Origin of the sequence: Agrobacterium leguminum, assembly GCF_005144435.2 — a bacterium.
GTDB classification, from domain to species: Bacteria; Pseudomonadota; Alphaproteobacteria; order Rhizobiales; family Rhizobiaceae; genus Agrobacterium; species Agrobacterium leguminum.
The window spans coordinates 465,698-481,649 of sequence record NZ_CP120212.1; the positions used below are offsets into that span (position 1 = coordinate 465,698).

The following is a 15,952-nucleotide window of genomic DNA, read 5'->3' on the forward strand; positions in this document are numbered from 1 at the left end:
CGAGGATGACGTCGAGTGTGGGAGCGGCCTCTCAGCGTCGACCCCCGACTTCTACTGAATCTTGTCCAGCATTTTGTAATAAAAGCCGACGAGCGGCAGGAACCACGGCTTGCCGAAATGACCCGGCACCGCCGGCCATTCCAGTCCCTTCAGCGGGTTGTTATCCGGCCGTCCGAGAATGGCGTCGGCCATGATCATGCCGAGATGGGTGGAAAGCTGCGCACCGTGGCCGGAATAGCCCATGGCGTACCAGACGCCGTCATGGAAACCGGCGCGCGGATAACGGTCCTTGGTCATGTCCACCAGACCGCCCCAGCAATAATCGATCGGCACATGGACAAGCTGCGGGAAGATGCGATGCAGGCTTTCCGTCAGGATCGCACCGCTTTTGGCGTCTGAACGCTGGTCCGACGTGGCGGAAAAGCGCGCACGGCCGCCGAAGATCAGCCGGTTATCCGGCGCGAGCCGGAAATAATTGCCGATATTCATCGAGTTGACATAGGTGCGGTTGCCCGGAACCGAGGCCTGAACCTCGGCATCCGTCAGCGGCCGCGTGGCGATGATGAAACTGCCGACGGCGATGATGCGGCGACGGAAATAACCGAAGCCGGACGGCGTGTAAGCGCCGGTCGCCACCAGAACATTGTCGGCCGTCACCTTGCCGCGCGGAGTTTCCAGTTCATGGGTCCTGCCGTTCTGGATGTGCTTCGTCACCGCCGCATTTTCGAAGATCACCGCGCCATGACGGCTGGCGGCTTCGGCAAGGCCGGCCACATAGCGACCCATATGCATCATCGCGCTCTTCTTCGAGAGCATGGCGCCATAAAAGGGCGAGCCGATCTCCGACTTGAGATCGGCCGCGGAAAGAAGCGCCGTATCGGGATCGACCTCGGCATGCAGCGCCTCGAAATTCTTCGCCAGACCTTCGAAATGCTGCGGTTTGGAGGCGAGCTTCAGCTTGCCCGAGCGGCGGAAGTTGCAATCGATGCCTTCCTCCGCAATCAGGCCCTCCAGCGTATCGATGGAGGAATCGAGCGCCCTGTAGAGGGCGATCGCGCGTTCCTTGCCAAGCTCGGCCTTGGCGGAGAGATAGGAATGGGCGAGACCATTGTTGAGATGCCCGCCATTGCGGCCAGAGGCGCCCCAGCCGACCCGCTCCCCTTCAAGAACGACCACCCGCGCGCCGGCCTTGGCAAGCTGGCGCGCGGCCCCGAGACCGGTGAAACCTCCACCGATGACGGCGACATCGTAATGACCTTCGACGGGACCTTGCGCGGCACCTGAAAATTGCGGCGCGGTATCGTGCCAATAGGAGACGAACTTCATGGTCCCGACCTTTCCTTACAATCCAACCACGCCTGCCAGACCGGAAATATCGGCGATTTCGACATAACCGTAATAGGGATTGGCGGGCTCGTGGCCGCGATTGACCCAGACCTTGTTCTTGATGCCGAGATCATGGGCCGACATCAGATCGTAACGGAACGAGGAGGAAACATGCAGCATGTCTTCCGGACCGCAGCCCAGCATGTCGAACATATATTCGAAAGCCTTGAAGCGCGGCTTGTAGGCCTGCGCCTGCTCAGCCGTATAGACAGCGTGGAAGGGCGCACCGAGCTTTTCGACATTCGACATGATCTGCGAATTCATGGCGTTGGACAGGATGACGAGGGGAATTTCCTTCGCAACCTTGGCAAGGCCGGCCGGAACATCGGCATGCGGGCCCCAGGTCGGAACGCGCTCGTAAACGAAGGTGGCATCTTCATCCTTGAAGGCCACGCCATTGCGCTTGCAGCTGCGCGAAAGCGAATTGTGAACCACCTGGGCATAGGGCTTCCAGTCGCCCATGATCTCATCCAGACGATAGGCCGCAAAATTCTTGATGCACTGCTGCATCTGCGCTTCATCGAGACGATCGCCATAAAGATCGCGGGCGGCCTCTGCCATCTGGAAATTGATCAGCGTGCCGTAGCAATCGAAGGAGATGTATTTCGGGCGGAAGATGGTCATGTCGTCGTCATCCTTGCTTGGGGATCGGCCGTGCCGGAATGAATTGATCATAGAAAGCCTTTGCCCGGTCGACGCACCGCAATTGCCATTCGCGGAAGCAGATTGTTGCGTATGCAGCCGCCAGTTTGGCAGAGAGTTGCGTTGAGGCAAACCGGAAGCCGCCGCCGGTCCCCGGTTTACGGCCGGGTGAGGACAAGATGCGGCATAAGATGCGGCGGCGGATAAAAGCAACAGCGAAACATATCGAACCTTCCCATTTGTCGGGACAATCTTCTTTCGGCATCGGTCTATCAATGAATAAGCAGAAAAACGGAGTTCCGGCATGCAGGCGAGCCTGATCGATATCCAAACGTTTCAACCGGACCACCTCGACGCGGCCGTTGAACTTTCCCGCCAGGCCGGCTGGCCGCACCGGAAAGAAGACTGGGCGCTGGTCCTTTCCCTGAGCAAGGGTTTCGTCGCGCTGGAAAACGGGCGCGTCGTCGGAACCGCCATGGCGACGATTCTCGGAGACACCTGCGCCACCGTCAATATGGTGATCGTGGACGAGAGCATGCGCGGCCGCGGCCTTGGACGCCAGTTGATGGGCGCGGCAATGGACGCAGCAGAAAATCGCGAGTGCCGTCTTGTAGCCACGGCCGACGGCCTGCCCCTTTATGAAAAGCTGGGCTTCGCCGCCTGCGGCGAAGTGCTCCAGCATCAGGGCATTCCGGCCGCAACCGACAGGCCGGAAGGTGTCACCTGGGCGGAAAGCATTGATCCGGCCGAACTCGCCGCGCTCGATGCGCAGGCTTTCGGTGCGGATCGCACGGCCCTCTTTGCAGCACTTTCCGAAAGGGCGCGTTTCGCACTCGTGCAGGACCAGGGGGTCATCAAGGGCTTTGCAGCACTTCGCGCCTTCGGACGCGGCGAAGTCATCGGCCCGGTCGTGGCGGAAAATGCTGAAATCGCGAAAGATCTGATCGCATTCGTGTTTTCTGAACGTCCCGGCGCATTCCTTCGTGTGGACACAACGACCGATACGGGCCTTGCCCCCTGGCTTGCCGAACGCGGTCTTGGCCATGTCGGCGGCGGCATCGCCATGCGCCGGTCGAAAACCGAAATCCCCGCTGACAAAAAACTGAAAACATTCGCATTGACCAGCCAGGCGCTGGGCTGAATCCGGAGAGACCCCATGTTAAGCAATTCACTGATCGAACTGGATCGCGCCCATCTGGTGCACCCTGTCTCCTCCTTCCGCGGCCATGAGAAGCTGGGCGTGCGGGTGCTGCAATCGGCACGGGGCGCCACCGTCACCGATATTACCGGCCATCAGCTCATCGACGGTTTTGCCGGCCTGTGGTGCGTCAATGCCGGTTACGGCCATGACAGCATCGTCGAGGCGGCGGCAAAGCAGATGCGGGAATTGCCCTATGCGACGGCCTATTTCGACATTGGCAGCGAACCGGCGATCCGGCTTGCCTCGGAACTCGCCGACCGCGCACCGGGCGATCTCAACCACGTCTATTTCACGCTTGGCGGTTCCGATGCGGTGGACAGCACCATTCGGTTCATCCGCTATTACTGGCATGCCAAGGGCCAGCCACAGCGCGACCAGTTCATTTCCATCGAACAGGGTTATCACGGCTCCACCACCGCCGGTTCGGGCCTCACCGCCCTGCCCGCTTTCCATGCCGGTTTCGGCGTGCCCTACGACTGGCAGCACAAAATCCCGTCGCACTACGCCTACCGTAACCCGGTGGGAAGCGACCCGGCCGCCATCATCGCATCCTCCCTGCAAATCCTGAAGGACAAGATCGAGACGATCGGTCCGAACCGCGTCGCCGCCTTCTATGCGGAGCCGATCCAGGGTTCCGGCGGGGTTCTCGTGCCGCCTCCCGGCTGGATCAAGGCCATGCGCGACCTCTGCCGGTCCTATGGCATCCTTTTCGTCGCCGACGAGGTCATTACCGGCTTTGGCCGCACGGGGCCGCTGTTTGCCTGTGCCGACGAGGATATCGTGCCGGACTTCATCACCACCGCCAAGGGTCTCACCTCCGGCTATGTGCCGATGGGCGCCGTCTTCATGGCGGACCACGTCTATGATACAATAGCCGACTTCGCAGGCGAGGCCGCAATCGGGCATGGCTATACCTATTCCGCCCATCCCGTCAGCGCCGCCGTCGGTCTCGAAGTGCTGAAACTTTACGAGGGCGGGCTGCTGGAAAACGGCCGCCGCGCCGGTCAAAGGCTGATGGCGGGGCTAGAGAGCCTGAGAAGCCATCCGCTGGTCGGCGATGTCCGGGGGCGCGGCATGCTCGCCGCCGTCGAACTCGTGACCGACAAGGACAAGAAAACGCCGCTGCCGGCCGCTGCGGCCCCCGCACGCAAGGTTTTCGACCGCGCCTGGGAAAACGGCCTGATCGTGCGCGCCTTTGCGAACGGTATTCTGGGTTACGCGCCGCCGCTCTGCTGCACCGACAGCGAGATCGACGCCATCATCGAGCGGACGCTGAAGACCCTCGACCAGACGCTCGAAGACCCCGCGGTACGGGCCGCCATGGCCTGAGGCGATAGCCGGGTGGCGTTGCGGCACCCTCTCGAAATGTCGCAATGCACCGCATATTCGCAATATTCTGCCGAAGAGCCGATCCATTTCGGCGAATCCGGCGTGCCGAAAGTGCCAAACTATTAATGCAAACGGCACTAAACGCCATAAAAAAGGGCGTAATCGCAAATGGGAACGGGGCAAGGATCCCGTCCGGGAACAGAATAATCTGCCGCAGGCTCCCCAAGAGGCCGAGGCGGCAAAGCGGAGACCGACATTGCCCAAAAAACTGAGCGACTTCAAATATATGAGCTTCGACGTGGTGGGGACCCTCATCGATTTCGAAGGCGGCCTGAAATCGACGCTGGCCGCAATCGGCGCGGAAAACGGCGTGGACGTCGATGGTGAAAAGGCGCTCGCGCTTTACCGCGCGGCCCGTTATTCCGACGCGACCGACCTGTTTCCGGACGACCTCGTCCGCGTATACCTGATCATCGCTCCCGAACTCGGCCTGCCGGCGGAACGCGCATTCGGTGAACGCCTGCGCGATGCGGCAAAAAGCTGGAAAGGCTTTGAAGACAGCCGCGCCGCAATGGCCGAGCTTGCCAAGACGCATCGCCTCATCGCCATGACCAACGCCCAGCGCTGGGCCTTCGAATATTTCTCGAAGGAACTCGGCAATCCCTTTCATGCCGCTTTCACGGCAGATGACACCGGCACCGAAAAACCCGATCCCGCCTTCTTCGAAAAGGTCTTTGCCTTTGTGGAAAGCGAAGGCGCATCGAAGGACGACATTCTGCACGTCGCGCAAAGCCAGTACCACGATATCGGCATTTCCCGGAAACTGGGCATGACAAATTGCTGGATCGAGCGTCGCCACGCCCAGAAAGGATATGGCGGTACGATCGAGCCGGAAAACTTTACCGAGCCGGACTACCACTTCACCTCCATGGCCGGCCTTGCCGAAGCAGTGAAACAGACGGGCGGCTGAGCCGCCCCGCCAATGGCGTGCCGCGAACTGGGATGCGGCATGCCGGAAATTTCTTCAGACGCATTTCAACAAATCATACAAAAGGGGAAGACCATGAGTGACAGGATTACAAACTGGACCCGCTCCGACGACACCGCCGTTGAACAGGCGATCCGACGCGGCGCAACGCGGCGTGAGCTGCTTCACATGCTGCTGGCGGGCGGCGTCGCCCTTTCCGCCGGTTCGGCCATCCTCGGCCGCGCCTCTGGCGCCGTGGCCGCAACGCCGGTATCCGGCGGCACGCTGAAAGCTGCCGGCTGGTCCTCCTCCACCGCCGATACGCTCGATCCGGCGAAGGCCTCGCTGTCGACGGACTACGTCCGTTGCTGCGCGCTCTATAACCGCCTGAGCTTCCTCGATGCTTCGGGCACGCCACAGATGGAGCTGGCCGAGTCGATCGAATCAAAGGACGCCAAGACCTGGACGGTGAAGCTGCGTTCAGGCGTCACCTTCCATGACGGCAAGTCGCTGACCGCCGATGACGTGGTCTATTCGCTGAAGCGCCATCTCGATCCGGCCGTCGGCTCCAAGGTCGCCAAGATCGCCGCCCAGATGACCGGCTTCAAGGCTGTCGACAAGAGCACCGTCGAAATCACGCTGGCCAGCGCCAATGCCGACCTGCCGACGATCCTTGCCATGCACCATTTCATGATCGTCGCCGACGGCACGACCGATTTTTCCAAGGGCAACGGCACGGGCGCCTTCAAGATCGAAAAATTCGAGCCGGGTGTGCGCTCGATCATGGCCAAGAACACTAACTACTGGAAATCGGGCGGGCCGCATGTGGACAGCTTCGAGTTCTTCGCGATCTCGGACGACAATGCCCGCGTGAACGCGCTTCTTTCCGGCGACATCCAGCTCGCGGCCTCCATCAACCCGCGTGCGCTGCGCCTGCTCGACAAGCAGGACGGTGTCGTTCTTTCCAAGACGACATCCGGAAACTACACCAACCTCAACATGCGTCTCGACCAGGCGCCGGGCAACAATGCCGATTTCATCGCCGGCATGAAGTCGATCGTCAACCGCGAACAGATCGTCAAGGCGGCGCTGCGCGGTCTGGGTGAAGTCGGCAACGACCAGCCGGTTCCGCCGATGAACCCCTACCACAATCCGGACCTGAAGCCGAAAGCCTTCGATCCGGACAAGGCGAAGTTCCACTTTGAAAAAGCCGGCCTCATCGGCCAGTCCATTCCGGTCATCGCATCGGATGCGGCAAGCTCTTCCGTCGATATGGCGATGATCATCCAGGCTTCCGCCGCCGAAATCGGCGTCAAGCTGGATGTGCAGCGTGTGCCTTCGGACGGTTACTGGAGCAATTACTGGCTGAAGGCGCCGGTCCATTTCGGCAACATCAACCCGCGCCCGACGCCGGACATCCTGTTCTCCCTGCTCTATGCTTCCGACGCACCGTGGAACGAAAGCCAGTACAAGTCGCCGAAATTCGACAAGCTGATGCTCGAAGCACGCGGCATGCTCGATATGGACAAGCGCAAGCAGATCTACTTCGAACTGGAAACGATGATCGCCGACGAAGCCGGCACCATCATTCCCGCCTATATTTCGAACGTCGACGCCATCACCTCCAAGCTGAAGGGGCTGGAAGCCAATCCGCTCGGCGGCATGATGGGTTATGCCTTTGCGGAATACGTCTGGCTCGAAGCCTGATAGACCATGGAGCCGGGCGCGAAAATGCGCCCGGCAGCCTTTCCGTCGTTGCGGAAAGCCTCCACAATCAGGCACGTCGCAGGAGCATGTGAATGAACAGCCGGATATTATCCCTTATCGCCAGGCGGCTGGTCGTCATGCTGACGACGCTGCTTATCGTGTCGTTTATCGTCTTTTCCGCTACCAGCCTGCTGCCCGGCGACACGGCGACGATCCTGCTTGGCCAGGCGGCGACGCCGGAGGCCGTGGCCGGCCTGCGCACCGCCATGCATCTCGACGATCCCGCCCTTCTGCGTTTCGTGCGCTGGCTTCTCGGCCTGCTGCAGGGCGAACTCGGCACGTCCTACGCCAACAACATGGCGATCGCCGATCTTATCGGTCCGCGCTTCGTCAACTCCATGAAGCTTGCCGGCATTACCACCATCATCGCCGTGCCGCTGGCGCTGACCCTCGGCATCAGCTCCGCCATGTTGCGCGGAACGCTTTATGACCGGGCCGTCACCGTGCTGACCATCGGCGTCATCTCGGTGCCGGAATTCATGATCGCCACACTCGCCGTGCTGCTTTTCGCCGTCTATCTGAAATGGCTTCCGGCGCTGTCGCTGGTCAGTGAGGTTCACACGCTTTTCGATGTTCTGCGGGTCTATGCCATGCCGGTCATCACGCTGACCTTCGTCGTTTCCGCACAGATGATCCGCATGAGCCGCGCTGCCGTCATCGAGACGCTCGATACGCCCTATGTGGAAATGGCGCTTTTGAAGGGTGCACCGCGCATGCGCATCGTGCTTCGCCATGCGCTTCCCAATGCGCTCGGCCCCATCGTCAATGCGGTGGCGCTGTCGCTTTCCTATCTCGTCGGCGGCGTCATCATCGTCGAGACGATCTTCAATTATCCCGGCATCGCCAAGCTGATGGTCGATGGCGTCGCAACCCGCGACCTGCCGCTGATCCAGAGCTGCGCGATGATCTTCTGCGTCGGTTATCTCCTCCTCATCACGACGGCGGATATCATCGCCATCATGTCCAATCCGAGGCTGCGCTGATGGCCGACAATATCAAAACAACTTCGGGGACCTCGCGTTTGGGTTACAAGATCAACGCAGTCGGCGTTTTCGGCTTTCTCGTCATTTTTTTCTGGGCCATGGTCGCAATCTTCGCGCCCTATCTCATTCCACATCCGGTCGGTGAGATCGTCGATCTCGATTATTTCGGGCCGATGACCTCCGATCTCTGGCTCGGTTCCGATTATCTCGGTCGCGACGTGTTTTCCCGCATTCTCATGGGCGCGCGTTTCACGGTCGGCATATCGCTCGCCGCCGTCACCATCGCCTGCACCTCCGGGGTCGTGCTCGGCATGTGCGCCGCCGTCATCGGCGGCTGGTTCGATGCGGCGCTCAGCCGGTTTCTCGACGCGGTGAATTCCATTCCGAGCAAGCTTTTCGGCCTCGTGGTCGTGGCCGCCGTCGGCTCTTCCATTCCGGTGCTGATCATCACGCTCTCGGTCATCTATACGCCGGGCGCCTATCGTTTCGCCCGGGCGCTCGCCGTCAATGTCAACACCATGGATTTCGTCACCGTCGCCCGGGTGCGCGGCGAAAGCCTGTTCTACCTCATCGGCTCTGAAATCCTGCCAAACATCGTCCGGCCCGTACTGGCCGATCTTGGCGTGCGCTTTGTGTTCATCGTGCTGCTTCTGTCGGGCCTTTCCTTCCTCGGCCTCGGCCTGCAGCCGCCGAATGCGGACTGGGGCGCGCTGGTGCGCGAGAACATCGGCGGCCTGCCGTTTGCGGCCCCCGCCGTCATCTTCCCGTCGCTGGCCATTGCCAGCCTGACGATCAGCGTCAACCTGCTGATCGACAATCTGCCGCAGAAAATCCGCGACAGGAGCGAATAATGAGCAATCTCGTTGAAATCCGTGGACTGAAAGTCGAGGCCACCACCGATTCCGGCCGCCGTATCGACATCATCAAGGGTGTGGACATCGACATCGCCGATGGCGAAATCGTCGCACTGATCGGCGAAAGCGGTTCCGGCAAGACCACCATCGCGCTAACCCTGATGGGCTATGCCCGGCCGGGCTGCCGCATTTCCGGCGGCAGCGTCAAGGTGGCGGGCCAGGACATGGTGCAGCTTTCCGAGGCCGAACGCGCCAAAGTCCGCGGCACAAAAGTGGCCTATGTGCCGCAAAGCGCCGCCGCCGCCTTCAACCCGGCGCAGAAAATCATCGATCAGGTCATCGAAGTCACCCGCATCCACCATCTGATGCCGCCGCAGGAAGCACGCACACGGGCGGTGGAACTTTTCAAGGCGCTGTCGCTGCCCAACCCCGAGACCATCGGCGAGCGTTACCCGCATCAGGTGTCCGGCGGCCAGCTTCAGCGCCTCTCCGCCGCAATGGCGCTGATCGGCAACCCGAAGCTGGTGATCTTCGACGAGCCGACCACCGCGCTCGACGTCACGACCCAGATCGAGGTGCTGCGCGCCTTCAAATCGGCAATGCGCAAGAACGGCATAGGCGGCGTTTATGTTTCGCATGATCTCGCCGTCGTCGCCCAGATCGCCGACCGGATCGTTGTGCTGAAAGGCGGCGAGGTTCAGGAAACCGGCACGACCACGGATATCCTCGAAAATGCCCAGCATCCCTACACGAAGGAACTGCTGACGGCCTTTCATGACAAGGCGCGCGTCATCACACCCGCCAAACAGGAGCAGGCAACGCCGCTGCTGGATATCGAAAAGCTGATCGCCGGTTACGGAACGAAGGGCGAAGACAAGATGCCGCTGGTGCGCGCGGTGGATAGCGTCAGCCTTTCGGTCTATCCCGGTCGCAATCTCGGCATCATCGGCGAGTCCGGTTGCGGAAAATCGACGCTGGCGCGCGCCATCGCCGGCATTCTGCCGGCGGCCGGCGGCCATGTCATCTTCGAAGGCCGGGAACTGGATGCGGATGCCCGGCGTCGAACCGGTGACCAGCTGCGCCGGATGCAGATCGTGTTCCAATATGCCGATACCGCACTCAACCCGTCGAAACCCATCGAGGATATTCTCGGCCGGCCGCTGACCTTCTATCACGGCATGAAGGGCAAGGCGCGCGACGCCCGGATCGATCAGCTTCTCGATATGGTGAAGCTGCCGCGCTCGGTGCGTCATCGCCACCCCTCCGGCCTTTCCGGCGGGCAGAAACAACGCGTCAATTTCGCCCGCGCACTTGCCGCCGAACCGTCGCTCATCATCTGCGATGAAATCACCTCGGCGCTCGATACCGTGGTCGCGGCCGCGATCATCGATCTTCTCGGAGAACTGCAGCGCGAGCTGAACCTCTCCTATATCTTCATCAGCCACGATCTTTCGGTGGTGGAGACCATCTGCGACGAGATCGTCGTGATGTATGGCGGGCAGAAGGTGGAGCATCTGGAAACCGAAGCGATCAAATCGCCCTCCCACCCCTATTCGAAACTGCTGTTCTCCTCTGTGCCGAAACTCGACCCGACATGGCTCGACAATCTCCAGCAGGATGCGGAACTGGTGCGGGCGTTTTCGAAAAGGTGATCTGGACGAATGCCAAACAGGTAAGAGAACCTCTCCTCCGTCATGCCGGACTTGATCCGGCATCCAGCCACGACGCGTCTGCGTCGTGAAATGAGTCTCATGCGATCAAAGACTTGATCGCGCTGGACCCCGGATCAAGTCCGGGGTGACGGAATGTGAATGCAACGCCCGTGCCAAATCCATCGGTTCTGCGGATGTCTGAGGCCCTCCCTCCACCTCAAAGCGGAAACAGGCTGGTCAGCGGCATATGCGATTTGATGATCGGCGATTTCAGCACCACGAAGCTGAAATATTTGTCGATGCCCACGTCCATATCGGTCAGCCGCTCCATGATCGACTGGTATTCGACGATGCCAGAGGTGACGAATTTCAGCAGGTAGTCGTAACCGCCCGAAACAAGGTGGCATTCCACCACCTGGTCGATCTTTTCGACAACGCCGAGGAAGCGGGCGAAATCGATCTGGCGATGGTTCTTGAGCGTGATTTCCGTAAACACCGTCAGCGTCTGGCCGAGCTTGTTGATGTTGATCTGCGCCGAATAACCCTCGATATAACCTTCCGCCTGCAGCTTCTTCACCCGCATCAGGCAGGGGCTTGGCGACAGATTGACAAGCTCCGCCAGCTCGACATTGGTGATGCGACCGTTTTTCTGCAATTCGTAGAGGATCTTGATATCGATCCGGTCAAGTTTCATCACGTGCGGAACCCCTTTTTTGTTTTTTGAACACGCGGCATAAAATTCTGGCGCGGCAAAGGAAATCTTACCACATGGGCGAGCCCTGTCGACGTGGGGATATTTTTTTGATGCAGCATAAAGAGTTGCAGAGGCGTCGCCCAACAGCAGGAGATTCCGGCAACAGGCCCAGTCTGGCAGCGTTTACACGCCGGCTGAGGTAAATTAGGACGAATACAAGGAGTCCGACCATGCCCGCCCCGCTGCAACAGATCACGACATCGCCGGAACTGCCCACATCCGCAGACGCCGTCATTATCGGCGGCGGCATCGTCGGTGTCTTCGCCGCCTATTATCTCGCCCGACGCGGCCTGAAAGTGGCGCTGGTCGAGAAAGGCCTGATCGGGGCGGAGCAATCCAGCCGCAACTGGGGCTGGTGCCGCCAGCAGAACCGCGACGCCCGCGAATTGCCGATTTCCACCAAGAGCCTGGCGCTCTGGGAAGAGTTTGGCGCAGAGAGCGGCGAGGACACGGGTTTTCGTCGCTGCGGGCTGTTTTACCTGAGCGACAATGAGGCCGAACTTGCCGGCTGGGCGCGCTGGCGCGACTTTGCCATTACCGCAGGGGTGACGACCCATATGCTGAGTGCCGATGAAGCGAGCGAACGCGGCCGATCCACGGGAAAGCGCTGGAAGGGCGGCGTATTTTCGCCGACCGACGGCACGGCCGACCCTTCCATGGCGGCGCCCGCCGTGGCGCGCGCCATCATCAAGCTGGGCGGCACGGTGCATCAGAATTGCGCCGCACGCGGGCTTGAGACGGAAGGCGGCCGGGTCAGCGCCGTCGTCACCGAAAAAGGCACGATCCGCACCAAAACCGCCATCATGTCCGGCGGGGCCTGGGCGTCGTCCTTTTGCCGGCAGCTCGGCATTCGTTTCGCGCAGGCCTCCGTCCGCTCTTCCATCCTCTCCGTCACACCGGGTGCGGAGGGGCTGCCGGATGCGCTGCACACCGCCGCGGTTTCGGCAACGAAGAGAAAAGACGGCGGCTACACACTCGCCATCAGCGGGCTGGGGCGCATCGACCCGACGGCGCAGCAGATGCGGTTTGCCCGTGAATTCATCCCGATGTTCCTCAAGCGCTGGCGAAGCCTGCGGCCGGGCGGGCTGGAAGGCATTCGCGGCGGTCACGAGACGCTGAAACGCTGGCGGCTCGATGCGCCGACACCGATGGAACGGGTTCGTATTCTCGACCCGAAACCCAATGCCGCCGCCATCCGCGAGACCCATAGAAGGGCGCTTGAACTTCTACCTGCCCTTCGCAACACGCGGATTTCCGCCGCCTGGGCCGGTTTCATCGACAGCACGCCCGATGGCGTTCCCGCCATTGGCGAAACCAGCGAATTGCCCGGCTTCATCCTCGCCGCCGGTTTCAGCGGCCACGGTTTCGGCATAGGGCCGGGCGCCGGCCATCTGATCGCCGATATCGTGACGGGCTCGAACCCGATCGTCGATGCCGCCCCCTATCACCCCAGCCGTTTCCTAAATTCGTCCTGGGGCAAGGTCGCGGATTTCTAACCCTCCCTTAATGGGATGCGACAGGCTCACCGCGACGGAAACGGCCGATGTGAAAATCCGCAATCGGCGTCGTGGTCTTTCCGGTCGCTATCAGCTCCGCCATCACGTCGCCGACACCCGGGCCGATCTGGAAACCGTGGCCGCTGAAGCCGAAAGCGTAATAGAGGCCGGAGGTTGCGGTACTGTCTCCCATGACCGGCAGATCGTCGGCCATATAGCCTTCCACGCCGGACCAGGTGCGGATCAGCCGGGCATGGCGCAAGGCGGGCGCCAGCCGCAGAAGCTGACGCAACTGGGCATCGAGCCCGGCGGGATCGTATTTCGCCCGGCGTTCGTCCAGCGCGGCGGCGCATCGTTTCACCCCGCCAAAAATGACGTTTCCGCGCGGGATTTGCCGCATATAGATCACTTCGCCGGGAATTTTGGTGGAGACGCCAACGACCGGGTGAATGAACCATTGCAAGGGTTCCGTCACGCCCATTTGCGGGCCGGCAACCTCCAGCGGCACCGCCTCCCCCAAAGCGCCGGCAAACCCGCCGCCCCATGCGCCGCTGGCGACCAGCACCACGGGCGCGCGATAATCCCCTTCCGCCGTCGTCACCCGGAAATCCTCGCCGGCCTTTTCGATGGCCAGAACCTCGCAATTTTCCACGATTGTTGCACCGTCCCGCCGCGCCGCACGGGCGAAGGCGGGCGCGACGAGGCGCGGATTGGCGTGACCATCATGCGGCGACCATGATCCGGCAACCGCTTCCGGTCCGATGAAGGGAAATTTCTGCCGGATGACCTCGCGCGGGAGGACATGCAATTCCAGACCATATTGCGCGGCATCGTCGCGGTATTTCTCGACCGTGGCGATCTGTTCTTCCGTCCAGAGAAACCGGATATGGCCGACGGGCATGAATTCCACATCCGCACCGGTCAGTTGCGGGATGCGACTCCAGATATCCCGCGATCTGTTGGCGAGCGGAAGCTGCCCGAGGTAACGGCCCTGACGGCGGACATTGCCGAAATTGGTGCCGCTCGCCTGCTGGCCGACAAGGAAACGCTCCAGCAGAATGACGCTGACGCCCCGTTGCCGCAGGAAAAACGCCGTGGCGGTTCCGACAATGCCGCCGCCGACAATAATGACATCCGCCTCCGCAAGCGCGTTACGCATCATCGTCTCCCCTCGCAATCGTCAGCGGCAGCGGTTTTACCGGTGCCTGCCCGCGCAGCCGTCCCGCCGATTCCACCGGCAAACCAGAGGCGGCGGCGACAATCTCCTGCCCTGCCTGCCCGCAGAACCGCCCCTGGCACCGGCCCATGCCGACCCGCGAGAAAGCTTTCGAGCGATTGACCTCCGTTGCGCCCTTCCCGGTCACGCTCGCGCGCAGCTCTCCCGCCGTCACCACCTCGCAGCGGCAGATGATCGTGTCGTCGGCAAGCGCCTGCGCCAACTGATGCGGCCAGGGGAAGGCTCGGGCCATTCCCTGCGCAAAGCGTCTCGTCGCTTTCAATTGTTTCCGGCAGCGGCCGATCTCCACGCGGGATGGCTTCAAGCCTTGATCCTCAAGGAGCGCGAAGGCGGCAAGCCGACCGGAGGCTTCCGCACCATCTGCACCGAGAATACGCGCGCCATCGCCCGCCAGATAGACATTCGGCACAGAACTGCGTCCCATATCGTCCACATCCGGCAACCATTGCCGGATCGGCGGATGAAAGGAGAAGCGACAACCGGCAAGATCGGCAAGCTGGCTTTCCGCCCGCAGATGATAACCCATACCGACCGCATCGCAGGCGAGGCGTTTTTCCTCACCGGACGCATCCCGATAGCAGATACCGGTCACGCCGCTCTCGGCGTCACCGAGAATCTCGAACGGCACGATACACCGCTCGATCCTCACCCCGCCAGCCAGCAGGGCCCCAACGAGCCGCATGCCCTTGAGGAGCTGCGCCGGCCGCGCCATCATCCCCGGCAGCCCCTTGATCTGCGTGGAAAACGGCGTGGTATCCAGCACCGCCACGGGGGCCGCACCCGCCTTCATATATTGATAAGCCACGAGATAAAGCAGCGGTCCCGTGCCCATGAAAACCACCCGCCGGCCTATCGCACAGGCTTGCGCTTTCAGGGATATCTGCGCAGCGCCAAGCGAAAAACATCCCGGTCTCGTCCAGCCCGGCAAAGGCATGATGCGGTCGGTCGCACCCGACGCGATGATAAGGGCATCGAAATTGAGAGCTTCGGCTGTCTCGGCGCGCTGAATATGAATGCGATTGTCGCGGATTGCCCATGCGAGGGTCTGCGGCCGGTAATCGATGTGGTCTGAAAGTCCGTCGAATGCCTCGTGCAGAGCCTTCGCCTTATCCGCTTCCGTGCCGTAAAGGGCCGTATAGGAACGCCGGAAATTTTGCGGCTGGCGGCGATAGATCTGGCCGCCGCTGCGATCTCCCTCATCGATGACGACGGGGCGGAGCCCCGCCCGCACCAGCGTCTCCGCGGCACGCGTACCGGCGGGGCCGGCGCCCACGATCACGACGCGCAAATCTGCCATAACCCCTCCGGAACCTCGGTTCTGATATCCATGCCCGGGAGTACGGCAGTGGAACAGGCGCGCAGCCGCTCGCCGTCACCTGTCCAGACCCAGCAATCCTGACAGGCGCCCATCAGACAGAACCCCGCCCGCTCGCCATCGGCGAACTCGGACAAACGGGCAAAGCCGCGCGAGAGCATCAGCGCCGTCAGCACTGTGTCTCCCTCCAGCGCCTCGACCGGCATGCCGTCGATCAGGACAGGGCAAGCCGCGCGTCGCTCTTCGGCAATGCGCCTGAATCTGGCCAGCATCCGCGTTTCCTTTCCCGAAACCTTCGCAGGCACCTCTCCTGCACCCTCACAGATTTCCACGGCAGAAGGTTTGCCGCCAATCGCAAATGGTCGCTTG

Annotated in this window: 15 protein-coding genes; 8 read left to right on the plus strand and 7 right to left on the minus strand. The window is 61.5% G+C overall.

Annotated features, from left to right (window positions below; all coding sequences use genetic code 11):
• Positions 1–51: 51 nt before the first annotated feature.
• Genes CFBP4996_RS16630 through CFBP4996_RS16640 form a run of 3 tightly spaced genes read right to left on the minus strand, consistent with a single transcriptional unit; the run spans position 52 to position 2,368 of the window.
• Positions 52–1,326, minus strand: a complete 1,275-nt coding sequence (locus CFBP4996_RS16630) for an NAD(P)/FAD-dependent oxidoreductase (RefSeq protein WP_080854496.1) — start codon at positions 1,324–1,326, stop codon at positions 52–54.
• 15 nt (positions 1,327–1,341) lie between these two features.
• Positions 1,342–2,010 (minus strand): haloacid dehalogenase type II, encoded by a 669-nt coding sequence (locus CFBP4996_RS16635; RefSeq protein WP_080854890.1) that lies wholly within the window; start codon positions 2,008–2,010, stop codon positions 1,342–1,344.
• 7 nt (positions 2,011–2,017) lie between these two features.
• Entirely contained in the window at positions 2,018–2,368 is a 351-nt protein-coding gene (locus CFBP4996_RS16640; RefSeq protein ID WP_137396266.1) for a hypothetical protein, read from the minus strand.
• On the opposite strand from CFBP4996_RS16640, the gene CFBP4996_RS16645 reads away from it, so the two are divergent.
• The 7 genes from CFBP4996_RS16645 to CFBP4996_RS16675 all read left to right on the plus strand — a co-directional run bounded on the left by CFBP4996_RS16645 (position 2,333) and on the right by CFBP4996_RS16675 (position 10,781).
• Positions 2,333–3,169 carry a GNAT family N-acetyltransferase gene (locus CFBP4996_RS16645; protein WP_080854495.1) on the plus strand — a complete coding sequence of 279 codons (837 nt, stop codon included), beginning with the start codon at positions 2,333–2,335 and terminating at the stop codon, positions 3,167–3,169. The two genes, CFBP4996_RS16640 and CFBP4996_RS16645, sit on opposite strands and share 36 nt — an antisense overlap.
• 15 nt (positions 3,170–3,184) lie before the next feature.
• Positions 3,185–4,558 (plus strand): aspartate aminotransferase family protein, encoded by a 1,374-nt coding sequence (locus tag CFBP4996_RS16650; RefSeq protein WP_080854494.1) that lies wholly within the window; start codon positions 3,185–3,187, stop codon positions 4,556–4,558.
• Between the two features lie 256 nt (positions 4,559–4,814).
• Positions 4,815–5,528, plus strand: coding sequence for an HAD-IA family hydrolase (locus CFBP4996_RS16655; protein ID WP_080854493.1), 714 nt, complete (start codon positions 4,815–4,817; stop codon positions 5,526–5,528).
• Positions 5,529–5,621: 93 nt separating this feature from the next.
• Positions 5,622–7,232 (plus strand): ABC transporter substrate-binding protein, encoded by a 1,611-nt coding sequence (locus CFBP4996_RS16660; protein ID WP_080854492.1) that lies wholly within the window; start codon positions 5,622–5,624, stop codon positions 7,230–7,232.
• A gap of 92 nt (positions 7,233–7,324) precedes the next feature.
• The gene (locus CFBP4996_RS16665) at positions 7,325–8,275 is read left to right on the plus strand and encodes an ABC transporter permease (protein ID WP_003524664.1); all 951 of its coding nucleotides are present in this window, start codon (positions 7,325–7,327) and stop codon (positions 8,273–8,275) included.
• Positions 8,275–9,126 carry an ABC transporter permease gene (locus CFBP4996_RS16670; RefSeq protein ID WP_059753371.1) on the plus strand — a complete coding sequence of 284 codons (852 nt, stop codon included), beginning with the start codon at positions 8,275–8,277 and terminating at the stop codon, positions 9,124–9,126. The genes CFBP4996_RS16665 and CFBP4996_RS16670 overlap by 1 nt, the downstream gene beginning before the upstream one ends.
• Positions 9,126–10,781: an ABC transporter ATP-binding protein gene (locus CFBP4996_RS16675; protein ID WP_080854491.1), complete on the plus strand. Its 1,656-nt coding sequence runs from the start codon at positions 9,126–9,128 to the stop codon at positions 10,779–10,781. The genes CFBP4996_RS16670 and CFBP4996_RS16675 overlap by 1 nt, the downstream gene beginning before the upstream one ends.
• A gap of 217 nt (positions 10,782–10,998) precedes the next feature.
• Here CFBP4996_RS16675 and CFBP4996_RS16680 read toward each other — a convergent pair whose 3' ends face one another.
• Complete coding sequence (locus CFBP4996_RS16680) at positions 10,999–11,475, minus strand: Lrp/AsnC family transcriptional regulator (RefSeq protein ID WP_003506856.1); 477 nt, start codon at positions 11,473–11,475, stop codon at positions 10,999–11,001.
• Between the two features lie 230 nt (positions 11,476–11,705).
• Here CFBP4996_RS16680 and CFBP4996_RS16685 point away from each other — a divergent pair, with 230 nt between their 5' ends.
• Positions 11,706–13,031, plus strand: a complete 1,326-nt coding sequence (locus CFBP4996_RS16685; RefSeq protein ID WP_080854490.1) for an NAD(P)/FAD-dependent oxidoreductase — start codon at positions 11,706–11,708, stop codon at positions 13,029–13,031.
• Between the two features lie 7 nt (positions 13,032–13,038).
• On the opposite strand, the gene CFBP4996_RS16690 is transcribed toward CFBP4996_RS16685, so the two are convergent.
• The 3 genes from CFBP4996_RS16690 to CFBP4996_RS16700 are packed head-to-tail and all read right to left on the minus strand — an operon-like array spanning position 13,039 to position 15,855.
• Positions 13,039–14,190, minus strand: a complete 1,152-nt coding sequence (locus CFBP4996_RS16690; protein WP_080854489.1) for an NAD(P)/FAD-dependent oxidoreductase — start codon at positions 14,188–14,190, stop codon at positions 13,039–13,041.
• A complete protein-coding gene (locus CFBP4996_RS16695; protein ID WP_080854488.1) occupies positions 14,183–15,565 on the minus strand; it encodes an FAD/NAD(P)-dependent oxidoreductase in 1,383 nt (460 codons plus the stop codon). The genes CFBP4996_RS16690 and CFBP4996_RS16695 overlap by 8 nt, the downstream gene beginning before the upstream one ends.
• Positions 15,544–15,855 (minus strand): (2Fe-2S)-binding protein, encoded by a 312-nt coding sequence (locus tag CFBP4996_RS16700; protein ID WP_080854487.1) that lies wholly within the window; start codon positions 15,853–15,855, stop codon positions 15,544–15,546. The genes CFBP4996_RS16695 and CFBP4996_RS16700 overlap by 22 nt, the downstream gene beginning before the upstream one ends.
• Between the last annotated feature and the right edge of the window lie 97 nt (positions 15,856–15,952).

Bases quoted from the DNA above. Each gene is read 5' to 3' on its own strand.
- CFBP4996_RS16630 (WP_080854496.1), bottom strand. From the start codon at position 1,326: ATGAAGTTCGTCTCCTATTGGCACGATACCGCGCCGCAATTTTCAGGT.
- CFBP4996_RS16635 (WP_080854890.1), bottom strand. From the start codon at position 2,010: ATGACCATCTTCCGCCCGAAATACATCTCCTTCGATTGCTACGGCACG.
- CFBP4996_RS16645 (WP_080854495.1), top strand. From the start codon at position 2,333: ATGCAGGCGAGCCTGATCGATATCCAAACGTTTCAACCGGACCACCTC.
- CFBP4996_RS16650 (WP_080854494.1), top strand. From the start codon at position 3,185: ATGTTAAGCAATTCACTGATCGAACTGGATCGCGCCCATCTGGTGCAC.
- CFBP4996_RS16660 (WP_080854492.1), top strand. From the start codon at position 5,622: ATGAGTGACAGGATTACAAACTGGACCCGCTCCGACGACACCGCCGTT.
- CFBP4996_RS16665 (WP_003524664.1), top strand. From the start codon at position 7,325: ATGAACAGCCGGATATTATCCCTTATCGCCAGGCGGCTGGTCGTCATG.
- CFBP4996_RS16670 (WP_059753371.1), top strand. From the start codon at position 8,275: ATGGCCGACAATATCAAAACAACTTCGGGGACCTCGCGTTTGGGTTAC.
- CFBP4996_RS16675 (WP_080854491.1), top strand. From the start codon at position 9,126: ATGAGCAATCTCGTTGAAATCCGTGGACTGAAAGTCGAGGCCACCACC.
- CFBP4996_RS16680 (WP_003506856.1), bottom strand. From the start codon at position 11,475: ATGAAACTTGACCGGATCGATATCAAGATCCTCTACGAATTGCAGAAA.
- CFBP4996_RS16685 (WP_080854490.1), top strand. From the start codon at position 11,706: ATGCCCGCCCCGCTGCAACAGATCACGACATCGCCGGAACTGCCCACA.
- CFBP4996_RS16690 (WP_080854489.1), bottom strand. From the start codon at position 14,190: ATGCGTAACGCGCTTGCGGAGGCGGATGTCATTATTGTCGGCGGCGGC.
- CFBP4996_RS16695 (WP_080854488.1), bottom strand. From the start codon at position 15,565: ATGGCAGATTTGCGCGTCGTGATCGTGGGCGCCGGCCCCGCCGGTACG.
- CFBP4996_RS16700 (WP_080854487.1), bottom strand. From the start codon at position 15,855: ATGCTGGCCAGATTCAGGCGCATTGCCGAAGAGCGACGCGCGGCTTGC.